The sequence below is a fragment of the Massilia sp. GER05 genome, assembly GCF_052056005.1.
Lineage (GTDB): Bacteria > Pseudomonadota > Gammaproteobacteria > Burkholderiales > Burkholderiaceae_D > Telluria > Telluria orientalis.
Genome location: NZ_CP178858.1, coordinates 4658054 through 4675065 on the forward strand (window position 1 = coordinate 4658054; position 17012 = coordinate 4675065).

The following is a 17012-nucleotide window of genomic DNA, read 5'->3' on the forward strand; positions in this document are numbered from 1 at the left end:
ACAAACGGGCTCGGCGTTGTTGATAGGGGTCAGGGCGAGAGAGCGCGTCTTTGGGGAAGGAGTTTCCTACTGGAGCGGGAGAATACTGAGGTTTGAAAAGGATGACTTTCCTATTCGGCCCGCTTCGCGCACGCCTGCCATGACTGGACTGTCCACGACGAATTGCTTGAAGACGACGACCTGCCAATTGCCGTCGCTTGGCGGAGCCCAGTCCAACGCCATCGACCGCGCCACGTTGCGCTTCGACGTGGCGGACTTGCCGGACGACGCCCGGCAGCCAACGGAAGCGCGGGCCGGCATCGCAACGCTGCGGATTTTCTTAAACGCGGTTTTGCGTTAAACTCAGAAAGTGATTTAACGTTAAACATGCCGCCGGCAACCGAGCGCCGGTTTCGTGCTCTTCCTTCCTACAGCTTAAAGAAAGATCCTCGCAGATGACGAAAAATTCCGTGAACAAACTCCGATTGTCGACCAGCTTGCTTTCCCTACTGCTGCTCGCCGCTTGCGGTGGCGGGGCAAGCGGCGCCGCTTCTTTGCCGACGCCCGATGCCGTCCCTGTCGTGGCGGGAAAACCATTGCCGGACTACATTGAAAGCGGCGGGCTCAAAGGTGCTCTTGGCGTGCATGATCCAGTCATGATCAAGGGCGGCGACACCTACTACGTGTTTGGCACCTTCACCGGCATCAAAACCTCGAAGGACATGGTCACCTGGAAGAGTGCCGGCGCCGTCTTCCCGGATGGCTTCAAGCTCGATTGGTGGAGCCGTGATATCCCGCAAGGCGCCCAGATCTGGGCACCCGATATCTCCTGGCACGACGGAAAGTACTGGATGTACTACGCCGTATCGGCCTGGATGAACTTCGATTCCAGCATTGGCCTCGCCACCAACACTACGCTCGATCCGACTGATCCGGCCTATAAATGGGAAGACCAGGGCCAGGTCATTTCGTACAAGAACGGCGGCGAAGGGGTCAACGTCATCGACCCGAACGTGTTCATCGACAAGGACGGCAAGATCTACCTGCTCTACGGATCCTTCAAGGCTGGATTGCGGATGGTCGAACTCGATCGAAAAACTGGGAAACTGCTGTCGGAAACGCCCACGCCAACGGTCCTCACGAAGTCGCTCGGCGAAGGTGTCTTCCTGATCAAGGACCCGCAGTATTACTATATCTTTGCCTCGCGCGGCATCTGCTGCAGCGGCGCCAACAGCACCTACCAGATCGTGATGGGCCGCTCCAGGACGATCACCGGGCCCTACCTGACCAAGGATGGCGGCAGTTGGGTCGACGACAAGTATTCGCTGCTGCTGGCAGGCGACGAGAACGAACCCGGTCGCGGCCATAACGGCATCTACTCGGAAGGCGACACCACCTACTTGGTCTATCACGCCTACACCAAGGCTTTCGATTACAACTCGGTGCTCAACATCAAGCCGCTTTACATGGACGCGGATGGCTGGCCGACCGTAACCCCCACCAAATCCAAATTCCAAATGGAACCGTTCGAGCAGAAAGTCTTCGCAGGCAAGTAAGCGGATCGCAAGCGGATTGCTCGACTAGCTACGCAACATGGCGGGGGCGCCGCACTGCCATGCCTTCGTTCATGGAGACGGGCCGTCGTGGACCCAGGAGCACACAGGACGGTGCCAAAAAAACCACGGCACACGGACGTCGGCGCGATTTTTCTTGCGCTTTGGTTTTACGTTAAACTAAAATTCGTTCCGACCGGACATGCATCGTCCATTTTTTTTGCGCGGTGTGGTTTAACGATAAACCACATGACGTGATTGTCCAGGTTCCATCGATAACAGTAAAAATCTTGAGGAGACATAGGATGAAACAGAACACAACGGCGCCATGTGCGCTCAAGCTCACGGTGGCCGCGCTGGCGTCAGCGGGCGTCCTGGGCAGCGCCCCGGCGTGGTCACAGGAAACCGACCCGGCCGATGCGCCGCAGGCGGACCAGAAAACCGTCGTGGTGGTCACCGGCGTGCGCCGGGCCGCGCAAACGGCGCAGAAAATCAAGCAGGATGCCGACAACGTCGTCGATTCGATCGTCGCGGACGATATCGGTAAATTCCCGGATACGAACGTGGCCGAGACGCTGGCGCGCGTTACCGGCATCCAGGTACGGCGCGACGCCGGCGAAGCGAATTCGGTGCTGATCCGCGGCCTGCCGGGGATTTCGACGCTGCTCAACGGCCGTGAAATGTTCACGACGACCGGCCGCTATATCCAGTTGGCGGACATTCCATCGACGATGTTGCAGCGCGTGGATGTGTACAAATCGCAGAGCGCCGAATTGCTCGAAGGCGGTATCGCCGGCGTGATCGACGTGCGCACCAATCGCCCGTTCGACTTCAAGGGCGCCACGGTCAGCGTGAACGCCGGCGCGCGCCACCTGGACAAGGCGCACCGTACCAACCCGGAAGCGAACGCCCTGTTCTCGAACCGCTGGAAGACGGGTGCCGGCGAGTTCGGCGCGCTGATCGGCGCGTCGTACGTGAAGAGCGATTACTGGGAAGAGCGCAGCTTCCAGTCGTTCCCGATCTCGAAGGATTGGCTCGGGGCCGGCGCGACCGGTCCAGACGTGCTGGGCCTGCAGGCGATTTACGGCAAACGCAAACGCACGGCCGCCAATTTCGCCGCGCAGTACAAACCCAGCGCCGACCTGGAAGTCTACGCCGAAGGCCTGGCTTCCCATTTCCAGGGCAACGACCAGACCGACCTGCTGGTGGGCTTTCCGTTCTGGGCCAGCAGCAGCAGCGCCACCATGATACCCGGCACCAAGGAAGTCGATACGGTGACTTCGCAGAACGCCAACACGATCCTGTCGACGCAGGCGCGCAACGCGGACAACAAGACATCCCAGATCGCCCTTGGTGCGAAGTGGCGGGTCACGCCCGGCTTGCGCCTGACCTCAGAACTGGCGCATACCGACTCGAAATACGTCTGGCGCAATCCGATCCTGGACGTGATCACCACCGTGCCGAACGCGTACGGCAAGACCAATGTCGACGGCGGCGCGTATGTGAAATACAGCGGCTTCGATATCGGCAATGCGGCCAATATCAACCTGTTGCAGCTGTTCGACCGTTACGGCAACGACAAGGGGAGTTCGACCGACTTCCGCTCGGACGCCACCTTTACCCCGGCGTCCGACGGCTTGTTCAAGGAATTCCTGGCCGGCGTGCGCGCCAACCGCCGCACCGCGGAGTCGATCAAGTCGTTCGAGGGCAGCGCCTCTGCGCCGAATAACGTCAAGGCATCGACGTTGCCTGGCATGACCTGCAACACGCCGACGCTGTCGCGCGATTACGGCACGCAGAACTGGTACACGCCATGCGCGAGCTACTTGCTGGACGATACCGCGACGGTGCGGCAGGCGGTGACGGGCAACCCGGCCGCCAAGGGACTCGATCCGGGTTCGTTCTTCAAGGACGTCGAAAAGAATGTGTCGATGTACGTGTCGAGCAAGATCGGCTTCGATGTCGGCTCCATTCCCGTTGACGGCCTGCTGGGGGTGCGCGTGACGCGGACCGACTCCGACCTGATCGGCAAGAGCCAGGTCAACGGCCAGTACGTGGAGACGCCGGTCAGCGCGAGCGGCACCGACGTGCTGCCGAGCGCGAACTTCAAGGCCAGGCTGCCGCATGACGTGATTGCGCGCTTTGCCTACGCGAAGACCCTGACGCGTCCGAGTTTTGCACAGCTCAATCCCGGTACGGCCTACGTCGCGGCGAACGGCACGACAGTACAGGCGACGGCCAGCGGCGGCAATCCGAACCTGAAGCCGTTCACCGGCCAGAACCTGGATGCGGCGCTGGAATGGTATTTCGCACCGACCGGCATGCTGAGCGCGACGGTGTTCCGGCATAACTTCGACGGCTACATCATCAACAAATCGGTGCCCGAAATGTTCCAGGGCCTCAAGTACGACACCAGCCGTCCGTTCAATACCGACAAGGGCCATTTGCAAGGCCTGGAAATGTCGTACCGCCAGTTCTACGACAAGCTGCCGGGCTGGCTGGGCGGCTTCGGCATGGAGGCGAATGCCAGTTATATGGAAGGCGGCCTGACGTCGTCCATCGTGCCGGGATTGCAGGGCAAGCCGTTCAGCGGCATGTCGAAGAATTCGTACAACCTGGTCGCGCTGTATGAAAGGGCCGGCGTATCGGCGCGCCTCGCCTATAACTGGCGTTCGAAATTCGTGGAGGTCTATGGCGATCACCCGAGCAATTCGGGCAGCGCACCGGCGCGCGATTTGATCGCCGCCCCGATGTCCACGCTGGATGGTTCACTGAGCTACAAGTTCACGCCGAACCTGTCGGTAACCCTGACTGCCACCAACCTGCTGAACTTCCAGTATGTCGATTACTGGACCGACCAGCGCCTGTATCCACGCGATACCCGCCGTTATGACCGTACGTTTGGGCTGGCGCTGAACTGGAAGAACTGATCGGACGGTCGATGTTTCAGGCGCGCAGTCGCGGCGCCGCCGTCGATTCCCTGACGATCAGTTCCAGGCCGGGAATGCATTCCATCGGCGGCGCGTCGTATTTGCGCTCCTGGATTTCCATCAGCAATTCCACGCCGCGCGCGGCCATCGCGGCAGTGGGGATGGCGACTGTCGTCAGCGCCGGGCGCGACTGGCTCGACACCATGATGTTGGTGATGCTGACCACCGACATTGCGGCGGGGACCGGACGGCCCAGTTGAGCGGCGGCGTCGAGGACGCCCAGTGCGGCGAGGTCGTTCGAGACGAAGACCGCCGTCAGGTCCGGCATGGCGGACAGCAGGTCGAGCGCCGCCGCTTTTCCGCCTTCGAACGTGTCCGCGCAAAACCGCACCGCCGCAGCTGGGCAAGCCAGGCGGGCCTTGCGCATGACGTCGCGAAAGCCCAGGTAGCGCAGGTTGTGGATGCCGTCTTTCGGGCTGGCGATGATCGCGCCGATCTTGCTGTGGCCGAGTTCGACCAGATGGCCGGCCGCCATCCGTCCCGCCTCGCGGCCGTCGAAGGCAAGGCAGGGCAGTCCCGGATGCGTGTCCGGGTCTTCCCACAGGTTGACGACGACGGGTGTGCCCTGCGCGACGATCTGCTTGAGATGCTCGACGTTCAGGCCCGGATTGTTGGCGACGATGACGCCGTCGGACAGCGAGCCGGCCACTTCGTCGAGGAAGCGGGTTTCCTTTTCTGCTTCGTAGTCGGTGTTGCAAACGATGAGATAGCGCTGGTGCTTGCGGGCGGCCTGGTCCACGTACAGCATGAGCTCAGAATAGAAGGGATTCGTGATGCAGGTAAGTACCAGGGCGAAGGTGGGGGCCTTGCGCTCGACGAGCGCACGCGCCGCGAGGTTGGGACGATAGCCCAGATGCGCGACCGCATCGAGCACGCGCTGCCGGGTCGCGTCGCTCGTCCTGCCGCGTCCGCGTAGAACGTTGGTGACGGTGGTCGGCGTGACGCCGGCATGGGCCGCTACTTCCTTGATGGTTGCCATGAGTGGATTCGAAAGCCTTGCATGAATGGATGTCGGGATTTTCCTTGAAATTAGTTTTACGTTCAACTAGTATTATTGAACATTGGTTTAACGTTAAAGCACGTCGCGAAAATATATACCGTGTCACTTGATTCACAAGGGCGCGGGCCGTTCAACCACGACTCGTCTCCTTGGCCGTCGTGGCCTTTGTGGCAGCCTCGGCTGCCACTTTTTTGTTGGAAGGCGTGCGTGGTTGACGTACTTACTCACAGGAGGATGTTCATGAAAAGATTTGCAGTGGGACTGGTATTACTGACTGCATTGGCGACCCAGGCGCGCGCGCAGGTGGCCGTGAGCGACGCCGTGCAGTTCAAGATCAAGAACGTCAACAGCGGATTGATGCTCGCGATTCCCGGCGCCAGCCAGGCCGCGGGAACCAACGTGATTCAATGGAGCGATACCGGCGGCAGCGAGCAGTTGTGGCATTTCATTCCGATGGGCGGCGGCCAGTACAACATCGAAAACCTCGCGACCCACCAGTTGCTGGGTGTGTCGAGCGGATCGAAATCGGCCGGCGCGCAAATCGTCCAATGGGCCGATAACGGCACGGCGGATCACTTGTGGACGGTCACCCAGGCGTCCGATGGCAATTATCTGATCAAGAACGTCAATAGCGGCTTGTACCTCGACGTCTACCAGGCGAACACGTCGACGAGCGCCATCATCGACCAATGGAGCGCGTCCGGTTGCCTGTGCCAGGAATGGCAGCTGGTGAGCACCGGCACCGATCCGTATCCGGCGCCGGGCGCCGTGAGCGGCAACGGGACGGGCGTGCACGATCCGTTCATGCTGCGCGACGGCGGCGGGACCTACTGGCTGTACGGCACCAACAATACGCTGGCGTCCTCGAGCGACCGGATCAATTTCACGAATGCCGGCAGTGCGCTGGCGCCGATACCTGCGTGGACCGGCACCTATACCAAGGGTGGCACGCTGTGGGCGCCGAATGTGGCGCGGATGAACAATACCTACTACCAATACTATTCCGCATCCAGCTACGGGTCGCAGACCTCGGCCATCGGCGTCGCCAGTGCGTCCACGCCGAACAGCACGACGTGGACGGACCTGGGGACCGTGGTCACGTCGAGCGCATCGACGCCCTACAACGCCATCGACCCTTGCATCATCCAGGACCAGGCGGGCGGCTGGTGGATGTCCTACGGATCGTGGTGGAACGGCATTTACCTGATCAAGCTGGACCCGGCCACCGGCAAGCAATCGACGGCCAATACGACGAATTACCACCTGGCCCAGCGTCCGAAGGGACTGGAGGGTTCGTATCTCTACTATTACAACGGGTATTACTACCTCTTCGCGTCCATCAATAACTGCTGCAGCGGTGCGAACAGCACTTATCGCATCATCGTTGGCCGTTCGAGCTCGGTGACCGGCCCCTACCTGGACCGCGGCGGTGTCAATTTGCTGAACGGCGGGGGCACGATCGTCCTGAGCGCGCACGGCAACATCAAGGGACCCGGCGGCCAGAGCCTGATGACCGACAGCGACGGCCCCCTGATGGTGTACCACTACTACGATGCCAATAACAATGGCAATCCGACGCTGGGCGTCAACCGCATCGGTTTTACGGCGGATGGCTGGCCTTACGTGTATTGATGCCCTGATTCGATACACAGATTTTTTACTCGCATAGGAACGACGCAATGAAGCTGCACAAGTCTGCTTTTCCTGGTTGGCGGATTTTGGTTCGCCATGTTTTGTTCACAGTGCTCGGCGCGCTGCTCGTCATGCCGGCGCACGCCGACGCCGAACGCGAACGGCTGTCGCTCGATCGCGGTTGGCTGTTTCATCTTGGGGATGTACCTTTCCACGTGCCCGCGACGCAGGATGAAACCTATTACGCCACCAAGGCCGGCCTGGCGTCGGGTGCGGCAGCCGTGAAATTCGACGACAGCGCCTGGCGCAAGCTCGACCTGCCGCACGACTGGCAGGTCGAACAGCCATTCGACCCGAAAGCGAATATGGCCCAGGGATTTCGCCCGCGCGGCATCGCCTGGTACCGGCGCTATATCGCCCTGCCCGAAAGCGATCGTGGCCGGCACGTCGAACTCGAATTCGGCGCGATCGCGACGCATGCCACGGTATGGGTGAACGGCAACCTCGTCAACCATAACTGGTCGGGCTATAACGAGGTGCGCATCGACATTACGCCGTACCTGCATTATGGCGACCAGCACGCCAATGTCGTCGCGGTCCGCGTCGATGCGAACGCGATGGAAGGCTGGTGGTACGAGGGGGCCGGCATGTACCGGCACACCTGGCTGGTCAAGACCGATGCCGTGCACGTGGTGCCCGATGGCGTGCGCGTGACGCCGCGCGAGGCCGCCGCCGGCACGTGGGAAATCCCGGCCGCGGTCACGCTCGATAACGACGGCAAGCGGGACGCGCGGGTCGAAGTGGAAATGGTGGTCACTGGGCCGGACGGCAAGCAGGTGGCGCGCCGCAGCACGTCGATCGCAGTGCCGGTGCTGACCCAGGTGACGGCGTCGCTGCCGATGACGATACGCCGGCCGGCGCTGTGGTCGCTCGACAAGACCACGCTGTATCACGTGACGACGACCGTGCGGCGCGACGGCAAGGTGGTGGACCGGCTGACGCTGGATACCGGCTTTCGCACGCTGCGCTTCGACGCAGCAAAAGGCTTCTTCCTCAACGGCGAGCACGTCAAACTGCAAGGCGTTTGCCTTCATCAGGACCATGCCGGCGTGGGCGTCGCCGTGCCGACCGCGATCTGGGCATTCCGTCTGCGCCGCTTGAAAGAACTCGGGGTGAACGCGATCCGCTTCTCGCACAATGCGATCGCCTCCGAAGTGCTGGACATGGCCGACCGCATGGGATTCCTGGTCATGGCCGAGAACCGCAATTTCAATCCGTCGCCGGATTACATGAAGCAGTTCGAGTGGATGCTCAAGCGCGACCGCCATCATCCGTCGATCATCCTGTGGTCGGTGTTCAACGAGGAGCCGGTGCAGGCCACCGAGGCCGGCTACGAAATGGCACGGCGCATGGTAGCCGTCGCCAAGGCACTCGACGGGACGCGGCCGACCACCGCGGCCATGAGCAACGGTCTGCTGACGCCACTGAACGTGTCGCATGCGGTCGACGTGGTCGGCGCCAACTACCAGATCCCCGAGTACGACAAATTCCATGCAGCCCATCCCGACAAGCCGTTCACGAGTTCCGAAGATACGTCGGCGTTCATGACGCGCGGTGAATTCGCGACCGACAAGGCGCGTCATATCGAGACCAGCTACGACACCCAGGCACCGGCCTGGGGCAATACGCACCGCGACGCCTGGCAAGCAATCGACACGCGCGATTTCGTCGCCGGTGGCTTTGTCTGGACCGGCTTCGATTATCACGGCGAATCGTGGCCGTACGCGTCCTGGCCATCGGTCAGCTCGTTCTTCGGCATCATGGACCTGAACGGTTTTCCAAAGGTCGCCTACTACATGCACCAGGTGCAGTGGATCAAGGACCGGCCGCTGGTCTACATCGCGCCGCACTGGAACTGGGCCGGCAAGGAGGGCCGGGAGATCCTGGTCAGGGTGATGTCCAATGCCGAACGCGTCAAGCTGCTTCTGAACGGTCGGGAAATCGGCGAGCAGAAGGTCGACCATTACCGGATGAACGACTTCAAGGTCGCTTATGCGCCGGGCGCGCTGGAGGCGATTGCCTATACGGGCGGCAAGGAAGTGGCACGCGCGCGCGTCGAGACCACCGGCCCGGCCGTCGCGCTGGAATTGGTGCCGGATCGGACCGCCCTCGATGGCGATGGACGGGATGCGATGCCGATCACGGTCCGTGCACTCGATGCGGAGGGCAGGGCGGTGCCGCTCGCGCAGGACGAGGTGCGGTTTGCCATCGCCGGCGCGGGCCGGTCGATTGGACATGGCAATGGCGACCCGAATTCGCACGAGGACGAGAAAGGCAGCACGCGTAAGCTGTTCAACGGCCTGGCGCAGTTGCTCGTGCAGAGCAACTGGAACAGCAGTGGTTCGATCGAAGTCGATGCCAGCGCGCCCGGACTGCGGGCCGCGCACCTGACGATCCCGGTGAAGGCCGTCGCGCCGGTAGCGTACGTGCCTGCGGCGATCCCGCCGGTGGACGACAAGCCGTAGCGCCGCCGCGGCCCGCCTGCGCTCAGTAGGCCGACACCCGCCGTGCCGTGTTGCCAATGCCGTACTGGCCGTACTACACAGTAGTGCCCCAACTGGTCGAGCTTGGCGTTTGCGGAATCGTTGCGGCCCGTCGACCGGCTTTGCGGATGTGGTTATAGAAGTAACATCAGGTGGGCTCTGATCCGACGCCGCTCTGAAAGATTCCGGGCGCCTTCGCATGCAAGAGTCCAAAGCGCGAAGTCTTTTCGCTGCTGCGGCGTCCGGATGCACGAGCGTTTAGGGGAGGGCGCACCACGATAATCGCCGGTCCTCCTACCGCGTTAAGGCACAACGGATGTTTACTTTGCATCCTTTCTTGCGGGTATCCGGCAAGGCAAGGGGGCGACGATCCAGCCATGTCGCTTGAGTCAACAGCGCGGTTCAATGGTTCGGCGAAGGGTGTCGACGTAACGCTCGAAGTCCTTGCTTGTTGTAGACGACGATCAGTTCGAGGAAGGTGAGTTGATTACTCATGTGGCTAGGAGAGTCAGGGCGCACCGAAGAGGCCGTAACTGGCGCCGCTTGGTATACCGAGACGGACGGACCGTATCACAATAGCTACCGCCTGGTGTCAACCAAACGACCCTCAGCATTTGGCGCTTATCGAGCTACGATGTGGCCCGAATTCAGAAGGCGCCAAACGCACTCGCGTCATGCCCACAACATACCACGCGTCACAAACTCGACAATACTGTTTGTAATGTCGAGTTTGCTTTCCGACCTCCACATATTGTCTCGCTAGGGAAACACCGCATACAGCTTTAGTCGGCACACTTGACGCCTACCTGAGTTGTCAGCAGCGGTTGTAAACTGATACAGGCAGCGATTGAAAACTGATACACCGATTTGAGAAGATGGCCGCTTTGCGGAGCGGCCTTGAAACCCAAAGAGGTGTACGTGGAAGTCAAGCTACTGAAGAAGCATGGGTTGAGCCTTCGGCAGATTGCCGCTGAAGTCGGCTGCGCAGTGAACACGGTGCGCCGGCATCTGGCTCTGGAGGCCGTGCCGAAGTACGAGCGCAAGGTCAAGCGCCAGACGAAGCTGGCGCAATTCGAGCGGTATCTGAGGGATCGGCAGCAGGCCGCCCAGCCCGATACGATTCCAGCCACGGTGCTGTACCGTGAGATCGCAGCGCGCGGCTACGAAGGCGGCATGAGCCAGCTGCGCGCCTTCATGCGCACGCTGCGCCCGACGCCGCCGGTAGATCCGGTGGTGCGTTTCGAGACGGCGATGGGCGAGCAGCTGCAGGTGGACTGGGTCGAGTTCCGCAAGGGCAGCGCGCCGCTGTATGCATTTTGCGCCACGCTCGGCTTTAGCCGGGCCAGCTATGTGGAGTTCGTCAGCAACATGAAGGTGGAAACCCTGATCGCTTGCCACGAGCGCGCTTTCGCTGCCTTCGGTGGCGTGACGCGGCGGGTCCTGTACGACAACATGAAGACGGTGGTACTGGAGCGCGACGCTTACGGCGAAGGCGAGCACCGCTTCCATGCCGGCTTCCTGGACTATGCCAGGCATAGCGGCTTTGTGATCAAGCTGTGCCAGCCGTACCGTGCCAAGACCAAGGGCAAGGTCGAACGCTTCAACGGTTATCTGCGCCGTTCGTTCTACGTGCCGCTGGTGAGCCGGCTGGCGCAGAGCGGCCAGAAGCTTGATGTCGTAACGGCCAACGTGGAAGTGGCTCACTGGTTGCAAGAAGTGGCCAATGCACGCATCCACGGCACCACCGGGGAGCCGCCAGCCGCGGCGTTGAAGCGGGAGTCGGAGCACCTGCAGCCACTGCCAGCACCGTGGCGGGCAGACATTGCGGCAGCCCGGCCGCAACCGGCAGTAACGGCGCCTGCGGCACCACGGCCGGCGGCAGTGGTGGAGCGGATCGCGCAACCTTCTCCGGTACAGCATCCGCTGCAGGTCTACGACGCGCTGCTGATGCGGGTATCGGAAGGAGTGGTGGCATGAATCTGCAGCATGAGCGGATCGCGGCGCTGTGCGAGAGCCTGAACCTGCCGTTCGTGGCGCAGGGCTACAGCGCCGCAACCCAGAAGGCAGCCAAGCAGGGAACGGCCTACAGCGACTTCCTGGAAGGCTTGCTGAGGGAGGAAGTAGCTGGACGCAATGTGCGCAAGCAAAGCACGCTGACCCGGCTGGCCGGATTCCCGGCAGTGAAGACGCTGGATGAGTTCAACTACGACTTTGCCAAGGGCGTCAAACGCAGCCAGGTCGAGGAGTTGGCCGGCCTGGGCTTCGTCGAACGGCATGAAAACGTGGTACTGGTCGGCCCCAGCGGCGTGGGCAAGACGCACTTGGCAATGGCCCTCGGTTACAAGGCCACGCAGGCCGGCATCAAGACGCGCTTCACGACGGCAGCCGACCTGTTGCTGGCGTTGACGACGGCGCACACGCAGAACAATCTGAAGGCGGTGATGCACCGCGCGATCAAGGCATATCGGCTCCTGATCATCGACGAGATCGGCTACTTGCCGATGAACCGGGAACAGGCCAATTTGTTCTTCCAGGTGATCGCGGCCATGTACGAGCGCAGCAGCCTGGTCGTGACCAGCAACCTGCCGTTCGGGCAATGGGACACGACCTTCGCGCAGGACACGACGCTGACTGCGGCCCTGCTCGACCGGTTGCTGCACCATGCGCATATCGTGCCGATTGCAGGGGAAAGCTATCGCTTGAAACACCAGCGACAGGCCGGAATGATGAGGGGGAACGACGTTGCAGAACTGGGCTGAACACGGACGGTGTTCGGCGACGGCGGTGTATCAGTTTTAAATCGCTGGCATGACGAAATCTGTATCAGTTTTCAATCGCCGTTGACATGAGTGAAGGTCCGGCATGATTGCAACCAGCTCCCAGATCAAACACACGTGGCCCTAGCGGTCATTTTGTACATGCGCTCATTCAGTATTCGGTGGTACCGGCTAAGTCCTTTGTTCAGCGTTCTTCACGTGGCTCGAAGAGCGGCGGTGTCCATCCTCTTGGGTGCGCGAACAAAGAATGGCCTCAGCAACTACTGCCGTTTCATGTACAGAAAGCATTAGACAATTGGAGCAGCGGCAGCCGCGTTGTCGGCACGTAATCCAAAAACCGCGTCCCGCCAGGTTTCGCAGGAGCCGGACTGGGTGGTTAGAAAGTGGTCGCTAGAGTTGGACGCGCCGCCCTGATAGCGAGAGAATCATGTCAGCATGCTGCCGGCGGAATGATGTGAGTTTGCCGCCGCTCTGGATATCGAGCTCCTAGGAGAGCGCGACAGAATCCTGTGAAGATGTAGAAAATCGGACGCTGCGAGCCAAAATGAAGGCCTGAACCACGACAGAACCGTCTGATTCTTCCGGAGGCGTCCCTAAAACCGCGACAGAATGGTGTGAGTAAATCGCATTCGCTCCAGAAGGGAAAGAACTCACACGGTTCTGTCGCTATAGGGGGTGCATTCTGCTGATCGACTGTCGACGAAAGCCGAAGCAACGATCGAGTAAGTCGCCGGGGACTATGGAAGCGAAAGGCAGCGGTGAGACTGGTTCTTGGCGGCGCGATGCCCAGATGCGGGACGCGAAGTTGTACCTTTTCTGCCGATTCGCAAAAAACCCATCCTCCTGTCCCTGTGAACCCCAACTTCGTGTCGGCGTACTCCAGGGGAGACATCCCTCGGCCGTCTCGATAAACGTCATTTGACATAATATAGATTATGCGAAATTACGCGGATACCGTTACGCATCACATAAATCACGCCCCGACCGCTTCAGCGAGCCCGACAATGATCCCCTCCGGCCCACGGATATACGCCAGCCGGTAGGACTCGCCGTACCGCATCTCGCCGATGACCTCGTGACCAAGCTCCCGCATGCGCACGACCATCTGATCGATGTCGTCGACGGCAAACATCACCCGGCGCAAGCCCAGCGCATTCATCGGCGTCGCCACCGGCCCGAACCTAACGGCGTCCGGCGTGTGGAACTTGTCCAGCTCGATGCCCTGGCCATCCGGCGTGCGCAGCATCGCGAGCGTCGCCCTGACGTTCTCCAGGCCGATCAGGCGCCCGACGTCCGGCCCCGCGACCGTCGTTTCGCCCTCCAGCGTGAGCCCCAGGTCGATGAAAAACGCTTTCACGGCGTCGAGATCGTCCACGACGATGAGGACGTTATCCATGCGCTTGATCGTCATTGTTTTTCCTCCATCAATTCAACCACCCAGTCGATGAACACCCGCAGCTTCCTGCCGATGCGCCGATTGGCAGGATACGCGACGTACAGTGGCAGCGGCGCGATCTCCCAGCCGTCGAACAACCGCACGAGCTCGCCCCGCGCGACCGCGTCCCGCGCCATGTAATCGGGCAGCCACAGCACGCCCAGGCCGGCCAGCCCGGCCGCGAGATACGCGTTGCCGTCGTCGATCGCCAGCATGTACCGCGCGTCCAGCAGCACGGTCTCGCCAGCCCGCCGCAATGCGTACTCGAATCCCTGCCCGGAACGCGCGCCGCGGAACTGCACGATGCGGTGGGACGGCTCGCGCAGTTGCGCCGGATGCGCCGGCACGCCCGCGTGTTCCAGATACGCGGGCGCCGCATAGACCCGCAGCTGCAGGTCGGCCAGGTGACGCGCGGCCAGCGACTGGTCGGTCAGGACGCCGCCCCGCACGACGCAATCGACATTGTCTCCGATCAGGTCCACCATCCGGTCGCTGACGCCCAGGTCGAGCTGGATGTCCGGGTAGCGCGCGTAGAACCCGGGCAGCGCCGGCACGAGCAGCATCGTCGCGAACGGGCTCGGCACATCGACGCGCAAGCGCCCTGCCGGCGCCGTCGCCTTGTTCGGCAACCCGGCCTCGAGGTCTTCCAGCTCGGCCAGCATGTGCACGACGCGTTCGTAATACACCGCGCCGTCTTCCGTGACGTTGACCTTGCGCGTGGTCCGGTGCAGCAGTTTTACGCGCAGCCGCGTCTCCAGTTGCTGGATGAGCTGGGTAACCGTCGCCCGGCTCATGTCCAGTGTCTGCGCCGCCTTGGTGAAGCTGCCGGCTTCCACGACGCGCACGAATGCCCGCATGCCATCGAATCGGTCCACGCTCCCTCCAAAGGTTGATTGTTTTGATTATACAAACAGTGATGGCGTGACTTGCCGATTTATCGGGAATGGTCAAGGCTCTACAGTGAGATCCTTCACCAACAAAGGAGATCACCATGACCATCCGCGACGTCGTTTTCCCGCCGGGCCGCCAGGCGCTGTACGAAAAGAACCGCTATTCGCCGGCCGTGCGCGCCAACGGCTTCCTGTTCGTCTCGGGCCAGGTCGGCAGCCGCGACGACGGCTCGCCCGAACCCGACCTGGACGACCAGGTCCGGCGCGCCTTCGAGAACCTCAACGCCGTCCTGGGCGCGGCCGGCTGCCGCTTCGAGGACGTGGTCGACGTGACCGTGTTCATCGTCGATCCCCAATCGACATTCGAGCGTGTCTGGGCCGTGGCGCAGGAATACTGGGGCCAGGCGCCCTATCCGAACGTCACCGCCGTCGGCGTGACCTGGCTGTACGGATTCGAGTTCGAAATCAAGGTCATCGCGCGTTTGCCGCACGCTTGAAACGTTCAATATCCCGAGCTATCTTGGCAACGTTTCCAGGCGAAAACGTTTCAATAGCGGCCGTTGCGACGGCCGTTATTTTCATTTCTGTCGCTGTTGACCAGCGCCCTGCTCTCCGCCTGCGGTGCCGGCGATCCGGGCGCGCCGGGCGGCCAGTCGATGACGCGCACGGCGACCCAGATCGTCACCGAAACCGCACTGACGCCCAACTGACCTGGGAGAACGCGTACGGCAAGGAATACGCGCTGCGCGTCTCCGACGACGGCAAGACGTGGGCGCAGCTGCGCTACGTCGCCGAGGGCAAGGGCGGCACGGAAGAATTCCTCAACCTGAACACGAGCGCGCGCTACGTGCGCCTGCAGGGTGTCGCGCGCGCCACGCAATACGGCTATTCGCTGTTCGAAGCCGAGCTCCGCACGCCCGCCAACGACAACACGCTGCCCGTCAACGCGACGTCACCCCTGAACCATCCCGCATCGGGCAGCGGATGGACGCCCTTGCCCGCCTCGGCCGAACCGCTGGAGACGCTGCAATTCACCCTCCCCCGACGGTACGCTCGTCACGCGCTTCGGCGCGCGCGCGATGGCCGCCACGGACGCGAGCGCGGCGAGGACTGGAACGAGATCTCGGCGCGGACGGTTTTCCGAACGGGAAGGACGTGCCGGCCCGGCCGCTCGTCGCCGGCGACGTCATCGAGGTCGCGCCGTCGATGTTCTCGACGACGGACGCGATGGCCGCGAAAGGCGACAACGGCGGCATCCGCTACGACGGCCCGGAATGGGTGTACGTGGTCGGCACCGGCCTGCTGGAAGCCGTGCCGGAAGCGGACATCCTCGCGCGCGTGCGCACGACGCCCGACGTGGATGGCGTGCGCGGCGTGGCCAACTTCGCCTACGATCCGGAAACCGGCGCCGTGCGCCTGGGCCGCTTCGGCTGGAAGGCGGCGAAAGCGACCCTGCGCCACCAGGCGGCCGAAGCGCTCCTTCTCGACATGGGCGTGACGTCGCCGGTCTATCCGAACCGCGCCTGCATGAACGGACCGGCAGCATGCGCCGCCGCCGGCACGCAAACCGGCATCGCGGAAGCGGACCTGCGGAAGATCGCCCACTACCTGGCGCTCGTCGCCGTGCCCGCGCAGCGCAGCCTGTCCAGCGGCTTCCCGAAAGGCGTCGCGCCGCTCGACGAGCACAGGGTCGATCCCGTACAGCTCGGCGCCGGCGCGAAGCTGTTCCAGGGCATGCGCTACACGGCCTGCCACACGGCGGAGATGAAGACGGGCAGCGGCCACCTGTTCGCCGAACTGCGCAACCAGACCATCCACCCGTACTCCGACCTGCTGCTGCACGACATGGGCGCCGGCCTGGCGGACAGGTTCGCGGAGGGCCAGGCGACGGGCGCGATGTGGCGCACGGCGCCGCTGTGGGGCATCGGCTACACGGACAAGGTGATGGGCAACGCGGCGCGTGTGGGCTACCTGCACGACGGGCGCGCACGCACCCTGCTTGAAGCGATCCTGTGGCACGGCGGCGAGGCCACGCAGACACGCGTGCGCTTCGAAAACCTCGGCAAGGCCGACCGCGTGGCGCTGCTGGCGTTCCTGAAGTCGCTCTGACACGGCACGCGGAGCGGGCCGCCCTGCTCCGCGTTTGCGTGACGCATCACGGCATCTTTGTTTAGCGTCAATGCGCCGTCTTGTTCCCGGTCAGTGCACAATAC

The 17012-nt window shown here is 62.3% G+C and carries 12 protein-coding genes and 1 pseudogene; 10 read left to right on the forward strand and 3 right to left on the reverse strand.

Going from position 1 to position 17012, the window contains the following annotated elements; translation table 11 throughout:
* The first annotated feature begins 166 nt into the window (after positions 1–166).
* The 3 genes from ACL58G_RS20680 (at position 167) to ACL58G_RS20690 (ending at position 4462) form a co-directional block, all read left to right on the forward strand.
* A complete protein-coding gene (locus tag ACL58G_RS20680) occupies positions 167–340 on the forward strand; it encodes a hypothetical protein (protein ID WP_413388608.1) in 174 nt (57 codons plus the stop codon).
* A 109-nt stretch (positions 341–449) separates the two neighbouring features.
* Entirely contained in the window at positions 450–1535 is a 1086-nt protein-coding gene (locus tag ACL58G_RS20685) for an arabinan endo-1,5-alpha-L-arabinosidase (protein WP_440962998.1), read from the forward strand.
* Positions 1536–1837: 302 nt separating this feature from the next.
* On the forward strand, positions 1838–4462 hold the full coding sequence (locus ACL58G_RS20690; protein ID WP_440962999.1) for a TonB-dependent receptor: 2625 nt from the start codon (positions 1838–1840) through the stop codon (positions 4460–4462).
* 16 nt (positions 4463–4478) lie between these two features.
* Here ACL58G_RS20690 and ACL58G_RS20695 read toward each other — a convergent pair whose 3' ends face one another.
* Complete coding sequence (locus ACL58G_RS20695) at positions 4479–5501, reverse strand: LacI family DNA-binding transcriptional regulator (protein WP_440963000.1); 1023 nt, start codon at positions 5499–5501, stop codon at positions 4479–4481.
* A gap of 261 nt (positions 5502–5762) precedes the next feature.
* Between ACL58G_RS20695 and ACL58G_RS20700 the strand changes: the two genes are divergently transcribed.
* The 4 genes from ACL58G_RS20700 (at position 5763) to istB (ending at position 12456) form a co-directional block, all read left to right on the forward strand.
* The gene (locus ACL58G_RS20700) at positions 5763–7154 is read left to right on the forward strand and encodes a family 43 glycosylhydrolase (RefSeq protein WP_440963001.1); all 1392 of its coding nucleotides are present in this window, start codon (positions 5763–5765) and stop codon (positions 7152–7154) included.
* A 110-nt stretch (positions 7155–7264) separates the two neighbouring features.
* Positions 7265–9679, forward strand: coding sequence for a beta-galactosidase GalA (gene galA / locus ACL58G_RS20705; RefSeq protein WP_440968076.1), 2415 nt, complete (start codon positions 7265–7267; stop codon positions 9677–9679).
* A 915-nt stretch (positions 9680–10594) separates the two neighbouring features.
* On the forward strand, positions 10595–11674 hold the full coding sequence (istA, locus tag ACL58G_RS20710) for an IS21 family transposase (protein WP_440962794.1): 1080 nt from the start codon (positions 10595–10597) through the stop codon (positions 11672–11674).
* On the forward strand, positions 11671–12456 hold the full coding sequence (istB, locus tag ACL58G_RS20715) for an IS21-like element helper ATPase IstB (protein WP_413382469.1): 786 nt from the start codon (positions 11671–11673) through the stop codon (positions 12454–12456). Before istA ends, istB begins: the two co-directional genes overlap by 4 nt.
* Positions 12457–13447: 991 nt before the next feature.
* Here istB and ACL58G_RS20720 read toward each other — a convergent pair.
* A complete protein-coding gene (locus tag ACL58G_RS20720) occupies positions 13448–13885 on the reverse strand; it encodes a VOC family protein (protein ID WP_413388602.1) in 438 nt (145 codons plus the stop codon).
* A complete protein-coding gene (locus tag ACL58G_RS20725) occupies positions 13882–14784 on the reverse strand; it encodes a LysR family transcriptional regulator (protein WP_440963002.1) in 903 nt (300 codons plus the stop codon). Before ACL58G_RS20725 ends, ACL58G_RS20720 begins: the two co-directional genes overlap by 4 nt.
* A gap of 116 nt (positions 14785–14900) precedes the next feature.
* Between ACL58G_RS20725 and ACL58G_RS20730 the strand changes: the two genes are divergently transcribed.
* The 3 genes and pseudogenes from ACL58G_RS20730 to ACL58G_RS20740 all read left to right on the forward strand — a co-directional run bounded on the left by ACL58G_RS20730 (position 14901) and on the right by ACL58G_RS20740 (position 16908).
* Positions 14901–15296 (forward strand): RidA family protein, encoded by a 396-nt coding sequence (locus ACL58G_RS20730; RefSeq protein WP_440963003.1) that lies wholly within the window; start codon positions 14901–14903, stop codon positions 15294–15296.
* Positions 15297–15319: 23 nt separating this feature from the next.
* A pseudogene (locus tag ACL58G_RS20735) lies at positions 15320–15637 on the forward strand (hypothetical protein); the annotation flags it as partial.
* Between the two features lie 317 nt (positions 15638–15954).
* Positions 15955–16908, forward strand: coding sequence for a di-heme oxidoredictase family protein (locus ACL58G_RS20740; RefSeq protein ID WP_440963004.1), 954 nt, complete (start codon positions 15955–15957; stop codon positions 16906–16908).
* The last annotated feature ends 104 nt before the right edge of the window (positions 16909–17012 follow it).